Source organism: Butyrivibrio sp. (assembly GCF_015056685.1).
Classification (GTDB): domain Bacteria; phylum Bacillota; class Clostridia; order Lachnospirales; family Lachnospiraceae; genus Butyrivibrio.
The window spans coordinates 1-16,704 of the sequence record NZ_SVFW01000069.1 but is presented as its reverse complement, the minus strand read 5'-3'; the positions used below and the strand labels follow the sequence as shown (position 1 = coordinate 16,704).

Below are 16,704 nucleotides of genomic sequence, written 5' to 3'. Positions count from 1 at the left end.
CTAGTGAGGTCTTTACTTTTGCCAGAGGAACGGTATATGAAAGAGTTGTTGAAAAAAATATTTTGGAAGCTTCCATTAAGTAGTGGGGTAAAGAATAAAATAGCGCAGAAGAGATTTGAGCGAATATTGGAAAAAGAAAAAGCAGCCGATGAAAAAAACATCATGATAGTTGATTCAGATCGAACAAAGTGCTTCGAGTATTCAAAATATGTTTTAAGTCTTTATAAAAGAACGTCAAAATATTATAAAGAATATTGTCAACACAAATCCGAGGATTATAAAACTGTATTAGTTGCATATTATCTTACACAATTTCATCCTAATAAGCATAACGATGAATGGTGGGGAAAAGGTACAACAGAGTGGAACAATGTTAATCAAGCTATTCCACAATATATTGGACATAATCAGCCACGCAAACCAGGGGAATTGGGATACTATGATTTAAGAATAAAAGATAATCTGCAAAGACAGATAGAAATGGCTAAGAATTACGGTGTTAGTGCTTTTTGTTTCTATTATTATTGGTTTGATAATGGAGAAAGATTGTTGGAATCACCTTTGAATTTGTTTTTAAATTCGAAGGAGTTAGAGATGAAGTTTTTTTATTGTTGGGCTAATGAGAACTGGACAAAGCGATTTTCAGGAACAGATTCAGATATTTTAATTAAAATTACTCATACAGAAGATAATTATAAAAGATTTATTGACTCAATTATTAATGATTTTGATGATCCTAGATATTATAAGATTGGTGAAAAAGTTGTACTTTCTGTTTATCGACCGGCTAATATTCCTAATCCCGAGGTGGTCTTAGATTATTGGAGAAAACGAGTAAAACAAAAATGTGGAAAAAATTTATACTTGATTGCAGTACAAGAGAAGGATGTAAGTACTGACTGGTGTAAAGTGGGATTTGACGCTGAGTCGGAATTTCAACCTAAACAAATAGAGCATAATTGCAAAATGATCAATGACCAATTATCAATTATAAGAAAGGATTTCTCTGGTCGCATTTATGATTATGCCGACATGGTTAATAATTATAGATATGAAATTAAGGAAAACAAAAGAAAAAAAGTGTATTCTGCAGTTATGCCCGCTTGGGATAATACTCCTAGAAGAAATAGTAGAGCCATCATCTTTGAAGGCTCTACGCCTGAGCTATATAAAAAATGGTTGATTGATATTATCAATAAAGTAACTGCTAATGACATTCTTGATGATAAAATGATTTTTATTAACGCTTGGAATGAGTGGGGAGAAGGGGCATATCTCGAACCAGATGATTATATGGGATATGCATATCTGCAAGCAACCTGGGAGGCTTTACAAGAGACGAGATGAGTGCAGTAGATATAATTAAAATGTATGCTTTTAAAAAAAAGTGGAGGAAGCATAATCATCATAATGGGACATTTCCTGCTAATATATTTGACATGAACTTAGTTACTGTTGGAAAGATGACATATGGAGAAATATACGTGTCAGCCTTCAGCAGTAATTATTATCTTAGAATTGGTAATTATTGTTCTATTGGTCCTGAAGTATTGTTTTTATTGTCTTCTGATCACAGGATGGACTTGCCTTCTACATTTCCGTTTTCTGTAAAATGTTTTGGAGAAAATAATGAGGCGGTATCAAAAGGAAATATTATTATTGAAGATGATGTTTGGATTGGAGCAAGAGCCATAATCTTATCGGGGATACATATTGGGCAAGGTGCAGTGATAGCAGCAGGTGCGATAGTGACACATGACGTTCCACCATATGCAATTGTTGGGGGAAACCCTGCAAAGATAATAAAGAACCGATTTGACGATTCAATAATTAATAGATTAATGAAAATAGATTATTCTTTGCTTGATAATGAGAAGATAAAAAAAGATTTAAAGCAATGGTACACACCTGTCAAGTGTACTACGGATTTAGTATGGTTGGATGATTAACTATGAATGAAATAAGGACGAATGAGGATAGAAATTTAGTTAAGATAGTTCTTGGTTTATTTGCTGCTTTTTATATAATTTTACCGAGTTATTTTGCGTTTGAGATATCAAATAGTTTGCCTTTGCTAACGGGTGGAAGAATACTAATTCTCATTCTTTTTTTTACATATTATATTGCCAAAAAAGGGAAAATCTATAGAAAAATCAGTTATGATAAATCGCTAAAAAAGGCATTGCTGTGTTTTTTTTCGTTGATTATTACATGCGATTTAGTAGGTATTTATACAGCAGGGTCAGAGGCGATAAAGGATTTATTTGTTGTTCTTTTTGAAGGAGTATTACTAACATGGTTAATTGTTCACTTAATACGAAGTTATAGTACACTATTAAGGTTTATTGAAATAATTATCTATAGTTCATTGGTTGTAGGAATTATAAGTATCATTGGCGTTTTTTTGGGTATTAATCCATTTCTGGTTTTAAGTACTGTAAATAGATCTCTCGTTATAATGGATTTTGTTCGAATGGGTCTGCTAAGGCCTCAAGCAGGTTTTGATCATGCTGTACATTATGGACTATATAATGCAGTTATGTGTTCGATTATTCTATCTGTTATAGATGAAGCGCACGGCAAGAAAAGAATATTGTTGTCCTTTTGCTTTATTGTCGATTTTATTGCACTTATACTATGTAATTCCAGAGGATCTATGATCGCTTTTTTATTTGTCTTTTTTATTTGGTTTTTTCAAAAAAGGCATTATACTAAAAGCTTTCAAAAGAAAACGTTATATTATTTAGTGATTATGATAAGTGCTTTATCATTTACAATAATTATTGTTCCAAGTGTTTTGGATTATATTCTCAATATTGCTTTATCACTTCATTATGCATTCTTTGGGACTAGTGATAATGTAATTGCTGGATATGGAATGAATGTTAATGGCTTACGTTCCAGAACAGATCAATTATCAGGTGTTTATTATGTGCTGAAAAGTAACCCGATTTTTGGAATGGGAGCTAATGCTCAAAGCAGAGGTATGATTCAATACTTTAATTCTCAGAGTAAACAGTGGTACGTTACAGATACTTACGATGTTGGATATATTGAGATTTTTTGTAATTTTGGTTTGATGGGGTTGGTTGCATATGGTGTACTATTTGGAACTATTTTGAAAAAATGTGTAAGTAAAAAAAATAATTCTTTTAATAATACAATGTATATATTCAGAAATGCATATTTGGTAATGTTCATAGGGTATTTATCGGTTGATATTTCAGGCACTTCAAGGCTGTTTTGGATATTAACGGCCTTATTTATCAGTTATATTAATTTGTATTATAGATATTACAAATATTTGGAGAGAAATAGATGAGAGTATTGTGGCTGGCGGTTGTTCCTGCATTATATGATGAATCAAAAGTTGGCGGTTGGATAGGGGCTTTAGAGCAAATTGTATGTAATTATAATAAAAATATTGAACTAGGCATAATGTTCGAACACGAAGATCAAATTTTCAAAATAAATAAAGACGGTGTGGATTATTATCCTATTCATATTAATAAAAGAAAAGTGTATAAGCTTAATCCATATAAAAAATGGAAAAAACTTAGAAATAAAATGCTGAGAGTTATAGAAGATTTTAAACCGGATATTATACATTGTTTTGGTTCAGAATGGCCATATGGATTGATTACAAACGATATAGAAATACCTGTTGTACTACATATGCAAGGTTTTTTGAATACATATATAGAAATGGAGTCTCTGGTTTTTGATGAAAATGATGCAAGGTATGTGTATGGATTAAGATTTGATATGATCCTTAAGTGGTTGGTAAATCGTAAAGAGAATGCAATAAAGATGCAGATGGAACGCCATATTATGCGCATTAATCGATATTATATGGGACGAACCAAATGGGATAGTAATATTGTTAAATACTATAGCCCCGATTCTATTTACTATTATTGTCCTGAAGCTATAAGACCACAAATATATAATGCTTCTAAAACATGGAACTATATTCGTAGACAAAGGATGTCGATAGTTACAATTTCGCAAGCTAATTCATTGAAAGGTAATGAAATTATTCTTAGAACAGCAAAATTTCTGAAAGAAGTGCTTAAAGTTGATTTTGAGTGGAAAGTAGCCGGTAAAAGAAATATATTTCAATTGTTTGAGAAGAAAACCAAGATTAATCATAGAGATGTCAATATTAAATTACTAGGAATGATTGATGCAAATAATGTAGTAGAACAGTTAGTAGATTCGGACATATATGTTCATCCAGCAGTTATAGATAATTCTCCAAATTCATTGTGCGAAGCACAATTGATAGGATGTCCTGTTGTAGCAGCAAATGTGGGAGGAATACCACAGTTGGTTGATGATGGAGAGAGTGGCATTTTGTATCCATATAATGAATTTCAAACGTTAGCATACATTTTAGTTGATCTTTATAGCGATAAAGAATTAATGATAAAACTATCCAAAAACGAGTATACAATATCTCACAAACGTCATAGTCCAGAGTTTATATCAAATGTTCTAGAAGATATTTATACAGATGTTATCGTCAAATCAAATATTTAGCGCGTTATAGTAAAAGAAAAGGAAGATATGAATTTAAGAGAAAGAATAAAGCAGAATAAACTATTGTATTTTATTACTATTGTTATATATTTCCCGTTTAAAGCAATCAAAATGACAGTTATCAGTATAAGAAATTATAGTGACGGATTAGTTGCTTTAAATAAAGTAAGTAGCAATAAGAATAATATTTATTATTGTTGTGTGCCTGAACATAAGAATATGGGAGATTTAGCTCAATATTATTGTATAAAAAAATGGATTCATAGTAATTACGAAAATTATAATTTGATAGAATTACCGACTAGAATATTAAACAATCGGATGATATTAAAAAAAATGAAAAAATCCGCAAAGAAGGGAGATATTTTTGTCTTTCAAAGCGGTTATACTACACACGATATTCATCCGGATCATTCGATTCATAAGAAAATGGTGCTGGAATTTAAAGATAATAAGATTGTTTTTTTTCCACAGACAGTAAACTTTATAAAAGATTCAGAGGGCAAGGAATCGGGGGCTGTTTTTGATAGCAATTCAAACGTACTTTTCCTAGCAAGAGATGATATTTCATATGCAATTGCAAAGGAATATATGAATACGACTAGAATCCAATTATATCCGGATATTGTTACAAGCCTAATTGGAAGAAAAAAACTGACAAATGAAAGAAATGGCATATTGCTATGTATGCGAAATGACTTAGAAAAATACTATAGTGATGAGCAGATTTGCGAATTAAAAAGACGATTGGAATCAAGCGGTATGTTGGTTGATTGTACAGATACTGAATCTTATGTGCCATTTGGTGAATTAAAGAAAAACTTTTCTAAATATTTTGATGAAATAATTACTAATTTTTCTAAATATAAAGTAATTATCACTGACAGGTATCATGGAACTATTTTTTCGCTTATTTCGAATACTCCGGTAATAATCTTAAAAACCAATGATCATAAAGTAGTTACAGGGGCAAAATGGTTTGAAGAGATATATGATTCATATGTTACCGTAGCAAGATCGCTTGACGAGGCTTGTAATATTGCAGAAACAATATATAACGACTTTGAGTATCGACAATTGCCGAACTATTTTGAGAGACAATATTATTCAAAATTGAAAAGAATTATAGAAAATGAAAATTAGTAGAACAAAAAATGCAATTAGAAATGTAAAGTTTGGAGGAATTCTGAGAATATATCAAATTGTATGGCCTTTTGCAATCCGTACTATAATGATATATTTACTTGGCGTACAATATGTAGGATTGAATAGTCTTTTTACATCAATATTGCAAGTGCTTAATATGACAGAGTTGGGCGTAGGAACAGCAATGGTTTTTAGCATGTATAAACCCATTGCAGAAGATGATACAGATACAATTTGCCAATTATTGCATTTGTATAAAATCTATTATAGGTGTATAGGATTATTCATCGCAGTTATAGGTTTGGCAATTACTCCAATTATTCCTCAACTTATTGCTGATCAGTCATCAATTCCCTTAAATATAACAAAATTATACTGGCTAAATCTTATAAATACTGTGATGACATATTGGCTGTTTGCTTATAGAAACAGTGTTTTTATTGCTCATCAGAGAGATGATGTAATAAGTAAAGTTTCAATATTGTCCTGTTCTATAACGTATGTTCTGCAGATTCTATTATTATTGGCGTGGAAAAACTACTATTTGTATTTGATAGCCTCTATTTTAGGACAACTGCTGAACAATTTAATTATTAATAGTTTGGCAAAAAAAATGTACCCACAGTATTCTGCAAGAGGTGAAGTTAGTCCGGATATCAAAAAAAGTATTACAAAGAAGGTCATGGATTTGTTTACTGCCAGAGTTGGCGGAACAATACAAAATTCAGCAGATGCAGTTGTTATATCGGCATTCTTAGGCTTGACGCTGCTAGGCAAGTATAATAATTACTATTACGTCATGAATAGTGTCTTTATGTTTGTGAATATATTGTTTACATCGAGCTTGGGAGGAGTGGGAAATAGTATCGCGCTGGACTCCAAAGATAAAATCTTTTCAGATTTTAAAAGGTTGACATTTATTACCGAATGGGTGGTTTGTATTTGTGCTTCTTGTATGACATGTTTATTTCAGGATTTTATACGATTTTGGGTTGGAGAGAGTAATCTTATAAGTTTTAGCATTGTAATTTGCATAGTAATTAACTTTGTTGTTATATGTAATAATCAGATGTTCTGTTTATATAAAGATGGTGCTGGAATGTGGCATGAAGATAGATTTCGTCCGTTAGTCACTGCAATTGTTAATCTTGCTCTGAATCTATTATCTGTTTCGAAATTTGGATTATATGGTGTAATTCTTTCGACAGTCATTAGTTTGGCTTTTTTGGGGTCTCCATGGTTGCTACATAATCTATTTAAGGTTGTTTTTGATAGGCAGTTAAGCGATTATTTATTGTATTATTTTAAATTATTATTGGCAGGTATTTTTTCTATTATTTGTGCTTATGGAGCGTGTCAATTTGTTCGGTTTAATAGTTTGATTGGAATAATTGTTAAGCTAATTGTTAGCCTTTTGGTGTCAAATACAATTCTTTGGATACTTTTAAACAAGGATGAACAGTATTATTTATCTTTGAATCTAGTAAAAAAATTTTTGAAAAAAAATTGTATGTAAAAAAGTAGTAAGAACATTTGTTTTTTATTGAAAATTAAGCAAACGTAAGGAAAAAGTATGATTTCAAATATTAGAAGCGTTCAAATACTAATCGATTTATTAAAGCAAAAATCTATTCGAAAAGTAGTATTATCACCAGGAGGCAGTGATATTCCAATTATTCATTCAGTCGAAACGGATAGCTACTTTGAATGCTATTCTGTTGTGGATGAACGTAGTGCGGCTTATTTTGCTATGGGACTTTCACAGGAATCGAAGGAACCTGTAGCGTGCGTATGCACTTCCGGTACTGCTGTATGTAATTATCTTCCGGGAATTACAGAAGCTTATTATCAATCAGTACCGATTGTTGCAATTACAGCAGATAAGAATCCTAATTTTCAGGGGCAATTAGAGACACAAAAGATTGAGCAAACACATATTTTTGATGGTGTCGTAAAGAAGAGCGTGAATTTGCCATTGATACATTGCGAAGAAGACGAGTGGCTTTGCAATAGGCTAGTTAATGAGGCACTCATTGAGATAGATCATCATGGAAAATGCCCGGTTCACATCAATATACCTATAGTTGGGAGAACTGATATTTATAGTGGTACAAGTACCAAAAAAGAAAGATGTATTACTCTTATTGACAGATCATCAAGCAACAATGCTTGGGAATTCTATAAGCAAGAATTAAAGAAATATAATAGAATATTGTTTGTTGTAGGACAAAACGTTGAATTTGATGAAGAAACATTGTGTTATATGGAGACATTCCATAATTTATTTGGATGTGTATTCGCTACGGAACACCTTTCAAACTTAAACATTAATGGATGTATTAATACATATTCAGTTACTGAAATGATTGATGATAGGGTACTTGATGGACTTGTTCCTGAATTAGTTATTTCAATAGGTAATAATCTTTCTGCATATAATTTGAAACCCTTTCTCAGGAGACATTATAAAGAATGCACTAATTGGTTGATATCTTTGAATGGTGAGGTCAGGGATGCATATAAATCATTGACCACTATATTTGAGTGCGATTTGCTGTTTTTTTTAAAGTATATGACTAAAAATATAAAGGACGTATCACATAAGGATTACTATAATCTTTGGTTGGGAATGAAGAAACAAATTAAAATACCAGAATATAGCTTCTCGAATATTTATGTTGCCAAGAGATTAGCGGAAGCTATACCGAATAACTCCATACTTCATTTGGCAATATTGAATAGTACCAGAATAATGCAGTTTTATGAAATTAATTCAGAGATAAGAACATATAGCAATGTAGGAGCGTTGGGAATTGACGGATGCGTTTCAACTTTCATGGGGCAAGCAGCAGCAACAGACAAATTATCTTTTTTAGTAGTCGGCGATTTAAGTTTCTTCTATGACATGAATGCTACAAGGATTCGCGGAAAGAAAAAAAATATAAGAATTGTCATGCTTAATAATGGCGGTGGATCAGAATTTCAGTTTTTTATGGGAAAGGAACGAATTCCAACTTTAAATAGAAACATATGTGCGGAACATCATGAAACAGCAAAAGGTTGGATAGAGTCACTAGGATATCAGTATTTTTCTGCTTCTAATAAAGAGGAATTCGATAATATAATATCTGTATTAGTTGCTGATAGTGATAAGCCTGTTTTTGTTGAGGTATTTACTGATATGGAAAGGGATGCTGAGCTGACAAAAAAAATATATGCAGAAAACAGTTTTGCTCCAAAAACTAGTGCATTGAAACAGACTATTAAGGCAGTCTTGTCTGAGAAGCAGATAGACAAAGCTAAAAAAATAATCAATGTAATTAAAGAGTAATATGGTGATTGTATGTCCATAAAGAGTTATTTAAAAAATAAAATTCAAAAAACTATAATTGTTCCTGAAAAAGTTGTGGTAACCTCTGATAGTATTTTATCAGGGAAAAGAGTGCTAATTGTAGGCGGTAGTGGTGGTATAGGATCAGCGATTGCTGAAAAGTGTATAAAGAGTGGCGCATCTGTGATAGTAACAGGAACCAAAAATCAAACTTTGCAAGAAATATCATCAAGAATAAACTGTGATATATACATGTTGGATGTTAACAGAATTGATACGATCGATCAAAATCTAGAAGAGATTGTAAGGATTTATGGGCCATTGGATATCTTGGTGTATTCGGCGGGGATTCATGGAGCGGATGCTTTTGGCTCAGTAACAGAAGAAACATTTGATTCTGTTATGAATGTAAATTTAAAGGGAATGTATTTTATATGTCAAGCGTTTTCTAATTACCTGATAAGCAATAAAAGACATGGACATATTCTAACTATTGGCTCTGCATCAAGTGCAAAGCCGGGGTGGACTCCCTATGAGATATCTAAAGCTGCAGTTAAATCACTAACGTTAGGCTTTGCTGATAAACTGATTAGTCATGGAATTGTCGTCAATAGCATAGCACCGGGACCTGTCGCAACTAAAATGTTAAATCGTGAATCTGACATTGATATAAAATGGGAATGTAACCCGTCCGGGAGGATGTCCACACCAGAAGAGATAGCAAACCTTGCAATAATTATGATAAGTGATGCTGGAAACATGATAGTCGGAGATACATATTATATTTCAGGTGGATCTGGGACAATCTGTACTGATAAATGATTCCTGATAATAAAAGACTATGTACTCTTTGTTGCATAATTGAAATATACAAAGTTGCATCATTGAATCCTAAATACCACATAGATCATCTGTGGATTCATTGCAGTCATGTACCATGTATAAGATATGTAGATGACATTGTTCTACATGTGAAAAACAAAAGTGCATTAGAAAGGCTCTTGGAAAGCAGTACCAGATATCTCGAAGAGAAACTGAAGTTAACAGTCAACCGAGAGAAAAGTCGTACTGTCAGCGTGTTTGCTATCCGAAATATTAAATTCCTTGGCTTTTCATTGGGAAGGAACGGAAGTGGCATTTTGGGCAGAGTTCATGCAAAGCATGGAAGAAGTTCAAGTCAAAACTGAAAGATTTATATTACCGTAAGTCTGTGTATTCCATCAAGCCGAGCCTTGAGAAAATCAAGGTATATGCTAGAGGATGGCTTAACTACTACGGTATAGCAAGCATGAAGAGCAACGTCGATGATATCAACGGATGGCTCTATCACAGATTACGTATGTGCATATGGAAACAATGGAAGGAACCAAGAACAAAGAGGAAAAATCTTATTAGACTGGGCATTCCGGTATACTATGCACATATGGCGGCTAATAGTCGTAGGTGCTATTGGGTTATGTCTGGCACGGGCACAGTTAATTGTTCTCTATCAAAAAAGACTGATAAACAGTGGCTTCTATGATTTTGCCATTGTTTATCAGTTCGTGCACATCAACTAGTGAAAGTGCCGTATACCGAACGGTGTGTACGGTGCTACGAGAGGTCGGCGGTTAGTCACCGCTTTCTACTCTATTTAGTATTTGGTCCTACTGCTTCAGCATCTACTTGTGCGAAGAGCTCATCAGCACATGATTCTGAAAGTCCAAGCTCGTTGATAATGTAAGCTTTAGTTTCTTCATCAGAGATGCCATGCTTTCTGTTGAAAATGATGGCTGATATTGCATCATCCTTTTTGGTATCCATAACTAAATGGCGTTCTCTATCCCATTGTTGCATATATTTTTTGGTTACCTCCGGTCTTTTCTTGATTTTAGAAACAACTTTTTCGAGGTCATTAACTTGTTGGTTTTCAGAAGAGATTTTCTCTCCTGATACGATATATTTTAGCACTTCCATAAGTCTTTTACCATGTGATGCATCTAGGTCATCGTTGATCTTGCCGTTGCAATAAAGATAGATATGAGTGATTCCGTCCTCATAGGGAATGTTTGGATGAGTCTTCAAGACTGACTTGGTTTCATAGTAAATATCACCGGCATTGAATGGATCATAAGATAGAATAGTTACTGATATAAAGTTTGGGAGAGTATCATAACTCTTGCCAGATTCCAGAAGCCTGCTATCTGAGAGGGTGTTGTAGTATCTAAGCCTTTTGGGAAGATAAGATTTACCATTGAAAATTCTTAAGATTCACATAAGATTATTATATAGATTTAAAAGGGGAAGAGTGTGTATGAACAAAAAATATCAGGTATTACAGACACATTTTTTATGGGGAATTGATGTAATATGCATAATACTGAGTTACCTGATGGCGACGCACATAAGGTACAGCAGCAATAATGACTGGGGAGACAAGACGCTGCACTACATGGTTTGTATTATCATGTTGCTGATCTGCACTGTTCATGCCTTTTTGTGGGATTCAAACAAAGATTACATTACAAGAGGAAGTTTATTAGAGCTCATGGCGGTTATCAGGTTTAACTCCATGATGCTGATAATTACACTTGTTATAGTTTATTTCCTGAAATGGTCTGATATTTTGTCACGTTTTGTGATCTCCAATTTCCTTTGGATGGTCATTCTCTCTATGTTTGTTGTGAGAGTTCTTTTCAAAACTTATTTCAAGATGTACCTGTCCAATGAAGCTAATGCGGTCAGAGTAGTCGTGGTGGCTGAGCGAAACCTCATGGAAGAGACGATCAGGAGATTTACCAAGGAGAACATGAACCTTGGGTACAAGGTCATAAGAGCCTATTGCACAGACAAAAGAGATACCGACTCAAAGGATCCTAAATGGTACATCGACGGTGTTCACATCCATGAAGGAATAGACAATCTTACGGGAAGACTTATCACAGATCCTTTTGATGAAGTGTTCATCAATACGCCCAACATCCCTCAGAAAGACATGCAGGACATTATCATGGGCTTTGAAGAGATGGGCGTTACAGTGCATTACAATCTGGAACTTCCGGATGGAGGAATGGGAACAGCCAAGGTCGGCGACTATAATGGCTACTCAGTTATCACCTACACCATGGCTAAGGACAGCTACAGATGGCTCTGGGTAAAAAGACTTGTGGATATACTGGGAGGCCTTGTGGGACTGGTACTTACCGGAATCATAACTCTTTTCCTTGCTCCTGCTATTAAGCTTGACTCTCCGGGGCCGGTTTTCTTTTCCCAGACCAGAATAGGTAAAAACGGCAGAAGATTCAAAATCTATAAATTCAGATCCATGTACATCGATGCTGAAGAGCGCAAGAAAGAGCTGATGGATCAGAATGAGATGTCAGGTCTCATGTTCAAGATGAAAAATGACCCGAGAATAACAAAGGTTGGAGCCTTTATCAGAAAGACGAGCCTTGATGAATTCCCGCAGTTCTTAAATGTCTTAAAGGGCGATATGAGCCTTGTGGGGACAAGACCACCCACAGAAGCAGAGTTTGAGCAGTACAACGAGCACTACAGAAGAAGAATCTCCATGACACCGGGACTTACCGGCCTTTGGCAGATAAGTGGCCGAAGTGATATCGAGGACTTCGACGAAGTGGTCAGGCTTGATCTTAAGTATATTGATAACTGGAATCTACTGGAAGATTTTAAAATTTTGGCGCAGACAGCGCTGGTAGTATTATTCGGAAAAGGTGCTAAATAAGCACCTTTTCTTTATTACCCCCAATCCTATAGAATATGGTATACTAATGGGGAGAATGGCCATAAAGTTGGGGAAGAGGACAATTATATGTCTAATAAGAATAGAATTAAGTTAAAAGGTAAGTTAAAAACATATCTTAGTGTCTTTACATTTCTTGGATTTCTGCTTCTTGTGGTAAACATCGGTGTGTTTACCGTGGATTTCACGGCAGGACTGATACTCCTTGCATTTACAGGCCTTTATTTTGTGGCGGTTATTTATCTGAATTTCTACAACAAGCCCATCATTATGAATGAGCTTGTGAGCTTTGCTACGCAGTACGGACAGATCCAGAAAAAGCTTTTAAGAGAGCTGGACCTTGCTCATGCAGTTCTAGATGATTCAGGAAAAGTTGTCTGGTCCAACATAGCTTTTGAGAGAATAGTTCATCAGGATAAGGGATTCAGGAAGAATATCACAGCTCTTTTCCCAAGTATTACTCAGGATAAATTCCCTGCAGGATACGACGAAGTTTCCTATGAAATAGAGTATGAAAACAGTAACTACACTATAAAGATGAAGAGAATTTCCCTTAAGGAGATGGCGGACAACAGTGATATCATCGATGCCAAAAACTATGAGGGAAGCCTTATTGCTATTTACATGTTCGATGAGACAGCATTGAAGCTGGCTATTCAGGAAGTTGACAACCAGTCACTGGCAGCAGGCCTTATCTACCTCGATAACTACGAGGAGGCCCTTGATAGTGTCGAGGAAGTAAGAAGATCTCTTTTGACAGCTCTTATCGATAGAAAGATAAACAAGTACATTGCGTCCTGCAATGGTATTGCAAAAAAGATAGAGAAAGACAAATACTTCATAGTAATGCCTAAAAAATCATGCGAGATGCTTAAGGAGCAGAGATTTGACCTCTTAGAGGATGTTAAGACAGTTAACATCGGCAATGAGATGGCGGTTACTCTCAGCATCGGTATAGGACTTAACGGATTGTCTTATGCGCAGAACTACGAATTTGCAAGGAATGCCATCGATCTGGCTCTTGGACGAGGCGGTGATCAGGCGGTTGTTAAGAGTGCGGATAACATCTCTTACTATGGTGGAAAGAGCCAGCAGATTGAAAAGAGTACCAGGGTTAAGGCCAGAGTTAAGGCCCATGCCCTCCGAGAGATCATCTCCGGTAAGGACTCCGTTATCGTTATGGGTCATAGGATCGGTGACGTTGACAGCTTTGGCTCATCTGTTGGTATTTACAGGATTGCCAAGACATTGGACAGAAAGTGCCATATCGTGCTTAATGATGTGACCACATCCATGCAGCCTTTGGTTGACCTGTTTAAGAACAATCCGGACTATGAAGATGACATGATCATCAACAATCAGCAGGCTATAGACATTGCGGGCAATAACACCGTTCTGGTTGTAGTTGATGTTAATAAGCCCAGTATTACAGAGTGCCCTGAGCTTTTGAGATTCTGTAAGACAATCGTGGTCCTTGATCACCACAGACAGGGAACTGAGATCATAGAGAACGCCACACTTTCATATGTTGAGCCCTATGCTTCATCAGCCTGCGAGATGGTTTCAGAGATCCTGCAGTACATCGGTGAAAACGTAAAGATAAAGAACGAAGAGGCAGATTCTCTTTATTCCGGTATGATTGTCGACACCAATAACTTTATGAATAAGACAGGTGTCCGCACATTTGAGGCCGCTGCTTTCCTTAGGAGAAACGGCGCAGATGTGACAAGAGTAAGAAAGCTCTTTAGAGAGGATGCCAATGAGTATAAAGCCAAGGCTGATGCCGTAAGTCAGGCCGAGGTTTACCGCGGAAGATATGCTATTTCAGTGCTTATCAACGACGACATTCAGAGCCCGACCATTATCGGGGCTCAGGCTGCCAACGAACTTCTTAATATCAAGGGAGTCAGGGCAAGCTTTGTTTGTACCGAGTATCAGAACCAGGTTTATGTAAGCGCCAGATCAATTGATGAAGTCAATGTCCAGGTAGTCATGGAGAAGCTTGGAGGCGGCGGCCACATGAGCTCAGCGGGATGCCAGATGGAAGGCGTATCCGCGGCAGAGGCAGTGGTTGTTGTTAAGAATACAATAGATAAAATGATAGACGAAGGAGAACTATAACAGATGCAGGTTATTCTATTAGAAGACGTTAAGTCTCTTGGAAAAAAAGGACAGATTGTAAAGGTAAGTGATGGCTATGCCAGAAACTTCGTACTTCCTAAAAATCTTGGAGTAGAAGCTACTCAGAAAAACTTAAATGAGCTTAAGAATCAGCAGAAAAGAGATTCCATCAATGCTCAGCACGCTCTCGAGGAAGCTCAGGCTTATGGCGAGAGGATCAGCAAGGAAACAGTTCAGCTTACAATGAAGGCCGGAGAGGGCGGAAGAGTATTCGGATCCGTTTCTTCAAAAGAAATAGTTACAGCAGCCAAGCAGCAGTTTGGATTTGATATTGATAAAAAGAAACTTCAGATGCCTGAACCTATCAAGGCTTTTGGTACATACGAGATTCCTGTAAAACTCCATCCACAGGTTACAACCACATTAAAGGTTAACGTAAAGGAACAGTAAAATGGCTGATGAGACACTGTTAAAACGTGTCGCACCTAACAGTCTGGAAGCAGAACAGTCTGTAGTTGGTGCGATGCTCATGGATAAAGATGCTATAGAAATAGCAGCAGAGATCGTGACAGCAGATGATTTCTATAACAGGCAGCTGGGAACGATCTTTGAGACCATGGTTGAACTGAATAGAGAAGGCAGCGCGGTTGACGTTGTAACACTTCAGAACCGTCTCCGTGAAAAAAATGTTCCGCCGAATGTGAGCAGTGTTGAATACATCGGCGAGCTTGTTTCTGCGGTACCTACCTCTGCAAACGTTAAATACTATGCGCAGATAGTTGCAGATAAGTCTACACTCCGTAAACTTATCCACGTAAGTGAAGAGACTATCAACAACTGCTATGCGGGCGGTGAGAACATGGAAGGCATCCTCAATGACGTTGAAAAGAATGTTTTCCAGATCACACAAAAGCGCAATACAGGCGACTTCGTTTCAATCGATCAGGTTGTAATGAATGCCCTTAACAGAATAGAAATTGCCAGCAAGATGAAGGGCAATGTTACAGGTCACGCTACAGGCTTTACAGACCTTGACTACAACACGGCAGGTTTCCAGCCTTCTGACCTTATCCTCATTGCAGCCAGACCTGCCATGGGTAAAACAGCCTTCGTTCTTAACATAGCTGAACACATGGCCTTTCATGACAACAAGTGCGTTGCCATGTTTTCACTGGAAATGTCAAAGGAGCAGTTCGTTAACCGTCTCCTTTCCATGGAATCACACGTAGATTCTCAGCATATCAGAACCGGTAATATGTCAGATATGGATTGGGAAAAACTTATTGAGAGTGCCGATGTCATCGGATCTTCAAAACTGATAATTGACGACACGCCGAGCATTTCAATCCAGGAGCTCAGGTCCAAGTGCCGTAAATATAAGATGGAGTTCGATCTTCAGGTTATCATGATCGACTACTTGCAGCTTATGTCAGGTGGAACAGGAAGAAGCGCTGAATCAAGACAGCAGGAGATTTCAGAGATTTCAAGATCTCTCAAGGCTCTTGCCAGAGAGCTCAATGTCCCTGTCATAGCTCTTTCACAGCTCTCCCGAGCAGTTGAGCAAAGGCCTGACCACAGACCCATGCTTTCAGACCTTCGAGAGTCCGGAGCCATCGAGCAGGATGCGGATATGGTAATGTTCATCTACAGAGATGACTATTACAATAAAGACACAGAGAAAAAAGGTATTGCAGAGATCATTATTGCAAAACAGCGTCACGGCCCAATCGGCACAGTTGAGCTGCTTTGGCTTCCTCAGTATACCAAGTTTGCAAATTTGGAAAGAGGACATTAAGGACATAAAAAAAGGGCTTCCCATTTG

At 36.2% G+C, this 16,704-nt stretch carries 13 protein-coding genes and 1 pseudogene; 13 read left to right on the top strand and 1 reads right to left on the bottom strand.

Annotated features, from left to right (window positions below; all coding sequences use genetic code 11):
• The 9 genes and pseudogenes from E7303_RS16895 to E7303_RS18125 all read left to right on the top strand — a co-directional run.
• On the top strand, positions 1 to 1,347 hold a 1,347-nt coding region (locus tag E7303_RS16895), incomplete at its 5' end, for a glycosyltransferase WbsX family protein (RefSeq protein WP_292146597.1).
• Positions 1,344 to 1,949, top strand: a complete 606-nt coding sequence (locus E7303_RS18130) for a CatB-related O-acetyltransferase (RefSeq protein WP_292146596.1) — start codon at positions 1,344 to 1,346, stop codon at positions 1,947 to 1,949. The genes E7303_RS16895 and E7303_RS18130, both read left to right, overlap by 4 nt.
• A gap of 2 nt (positions 1,950 to 1,951) precedes the next feature.
• The gene (locus E7303_RS16885) at positions 1,952 to 3,322 is read left to right on the top strand and encodes an O-antigen ligase family protein (RefSeq protein WP_292146595.1); all 1,371 of its coding nucleotides are present in this window, start codon (positions 1,952 to 1,954) and stop codon (positions 3,320 to 3,322) included.
• A complete protein-coding gene (locus E7303_RS16880; protein WP_292146594.1) occupies positions 3,319 to 4,542 on the top strand; it encodes a glycosyltransferase in 1,224 nt (407 codons plus the stop codon). Before E7303_RS16885 ends, E7303_RS16880 begins: the two co-directional genes overlap by 4 nt.
• A gap of 27 nt (positions 4,543 to 4,569) precedes the next feature.
• Entirely contained in the window at positions 4,570 to 5,685 is a 1,116-nt protein-coding gene (locus E7303_RS16875; RefSeq protein ID WP_292146593.1) for a polysaccharide pyruvyl transferase family protein, read from the top strand.
• The gene (locus tag E7303_RS16870; protein ID WP_292146592.1) at positions 5,675 to 7,204 is read left to right on the top strand and encodes a lipopolysaccharide biosynthesis protein; all 1,530 of its coding nucleotides are present in this window, start codon (positions 5,675 to 5,677) and stop codon (positions 7,202 to 7,204) included. The genes E7303_RS16875 and E7303_RS16870 overlap by 11 nt, the downstream gene beginning before the upstream one ends.
• Before the next feature lie 57 nt (positions 7,205 to 7,261).
• On the top strand, positions 7,262 to 9,019 hold the full coding sequence (gene menD / locus E7303_RS16865; RefSeq protein WP_292146591.1) for a 2-succinyl-5-enolpyruvyl-6-hydroxy-3-cyclohexene-1-carboxylic-acid synthase: 1,758 nt from the start codon (positions 7,262 to 7,264) through the stop codon (positions 9,017 to 9,019).
• A 12-nt stretch (positions 9,020 to 9,031) separates the two neighbouring features.
• Positions 9,032 to 9,841: an SDR family NAD(P)-dependent oxidoreductase gene (locus tag E7303_RS16860; RefSeq protein ID WP_292146588.1), complete on the top strand. Its 810-nt coding sequence runs from the start codon at positions 9,032 to 9,034 to the stop codon at positions 9,839 to 9,841.
• A gap of 98 nt (positions 9,842 to 9,939) precedes the next feature.
• Positions 9,940 to 10,578 (top strand): annotated as a pseudogene (locus E7303_RS18125) (group II intron maturase-specific domain-containing protein); the annotation flags it as partial.
• A 70-nt stretch (positions 10,579 to 10,648) separates the two neighbouring features.
• Here E7303_RS18125 and E7303_RS16850 read toward each other — a convergent pair.
• Positions 10,649 to 11,083 carry a hypothetical protein gene (locus tag E7303_RS16850; protein WP_292146587.1) on the bottom strand — a complete coding sequence of 145 codons (435 nt, stop codon included), beginning with the start codon at positions 11,081 to 11,083 and terminating at the stop codon, positions 10,649 to 10,651.
• Positions 11,084 to 11,312: 229 nt separating this feature from the next.
• Between E7303_RS16850 and E7303_RS16845 the strand changes: the two genes are divergently transcribed.
• The 4 genes from E7303_RS16845 (at position 11,313) to dnaB (ending at position 16,677) form a co-directional block, all read left to right on the top strand.
• Positions 11,313 to 12,743, top strand: coding sequence for a sugar transferase (locus E7303_RS16845; protein ID WP_103869507.1), 1,431 nt, complete (start codon positions 11,313 to 11,315; stop codon positions 12,741 to 12,743).
• 87 nt (positions 12,744 to 12,830) lie between these two features.
• Positions 12,831 to 14,882: a DHH family phosphoesterase gene (locus E7303_RS16840; protein WP_292146586.1), complete on the top strand. Its 2,052-nt coding sequence runs from the start codon at positions 12,831 to 12,833 to the stop codon at positions 14,880 to 14,882.
• A 3-nt stretch (positions 14,883 to 14,885) separates the two neighbouring features.
• The gene (gene rplI, locus E7303_RS16835) at positions 14,886 to 15,332 is read left to right on the top strand and encodes a 50S ribosomal protein L9 (RefSeq protein ID WP_292146584.1); all 447 of its coding nucleotides are present in this window, start codon (positions 14,886 to 14,888) and stop codon (positions 15,330 to 15,332) included.
• A 1-nt stretch (position 15,333) separates the two neighbouring features.
• Complete coding sequence (dnaB, locus tag E7303_RS16830; protein WP_292146582.1) at positions 15,334 to 16,677, top strand: replicative DNA helicase; 1,344 nt, start codon at positions 15,334 to 15,336, stop codon at positions 16,675 to 16,677.
• The last annotated feature ends 27 nt before the right edge of the window (positions 16,678 to 16,704 follow it).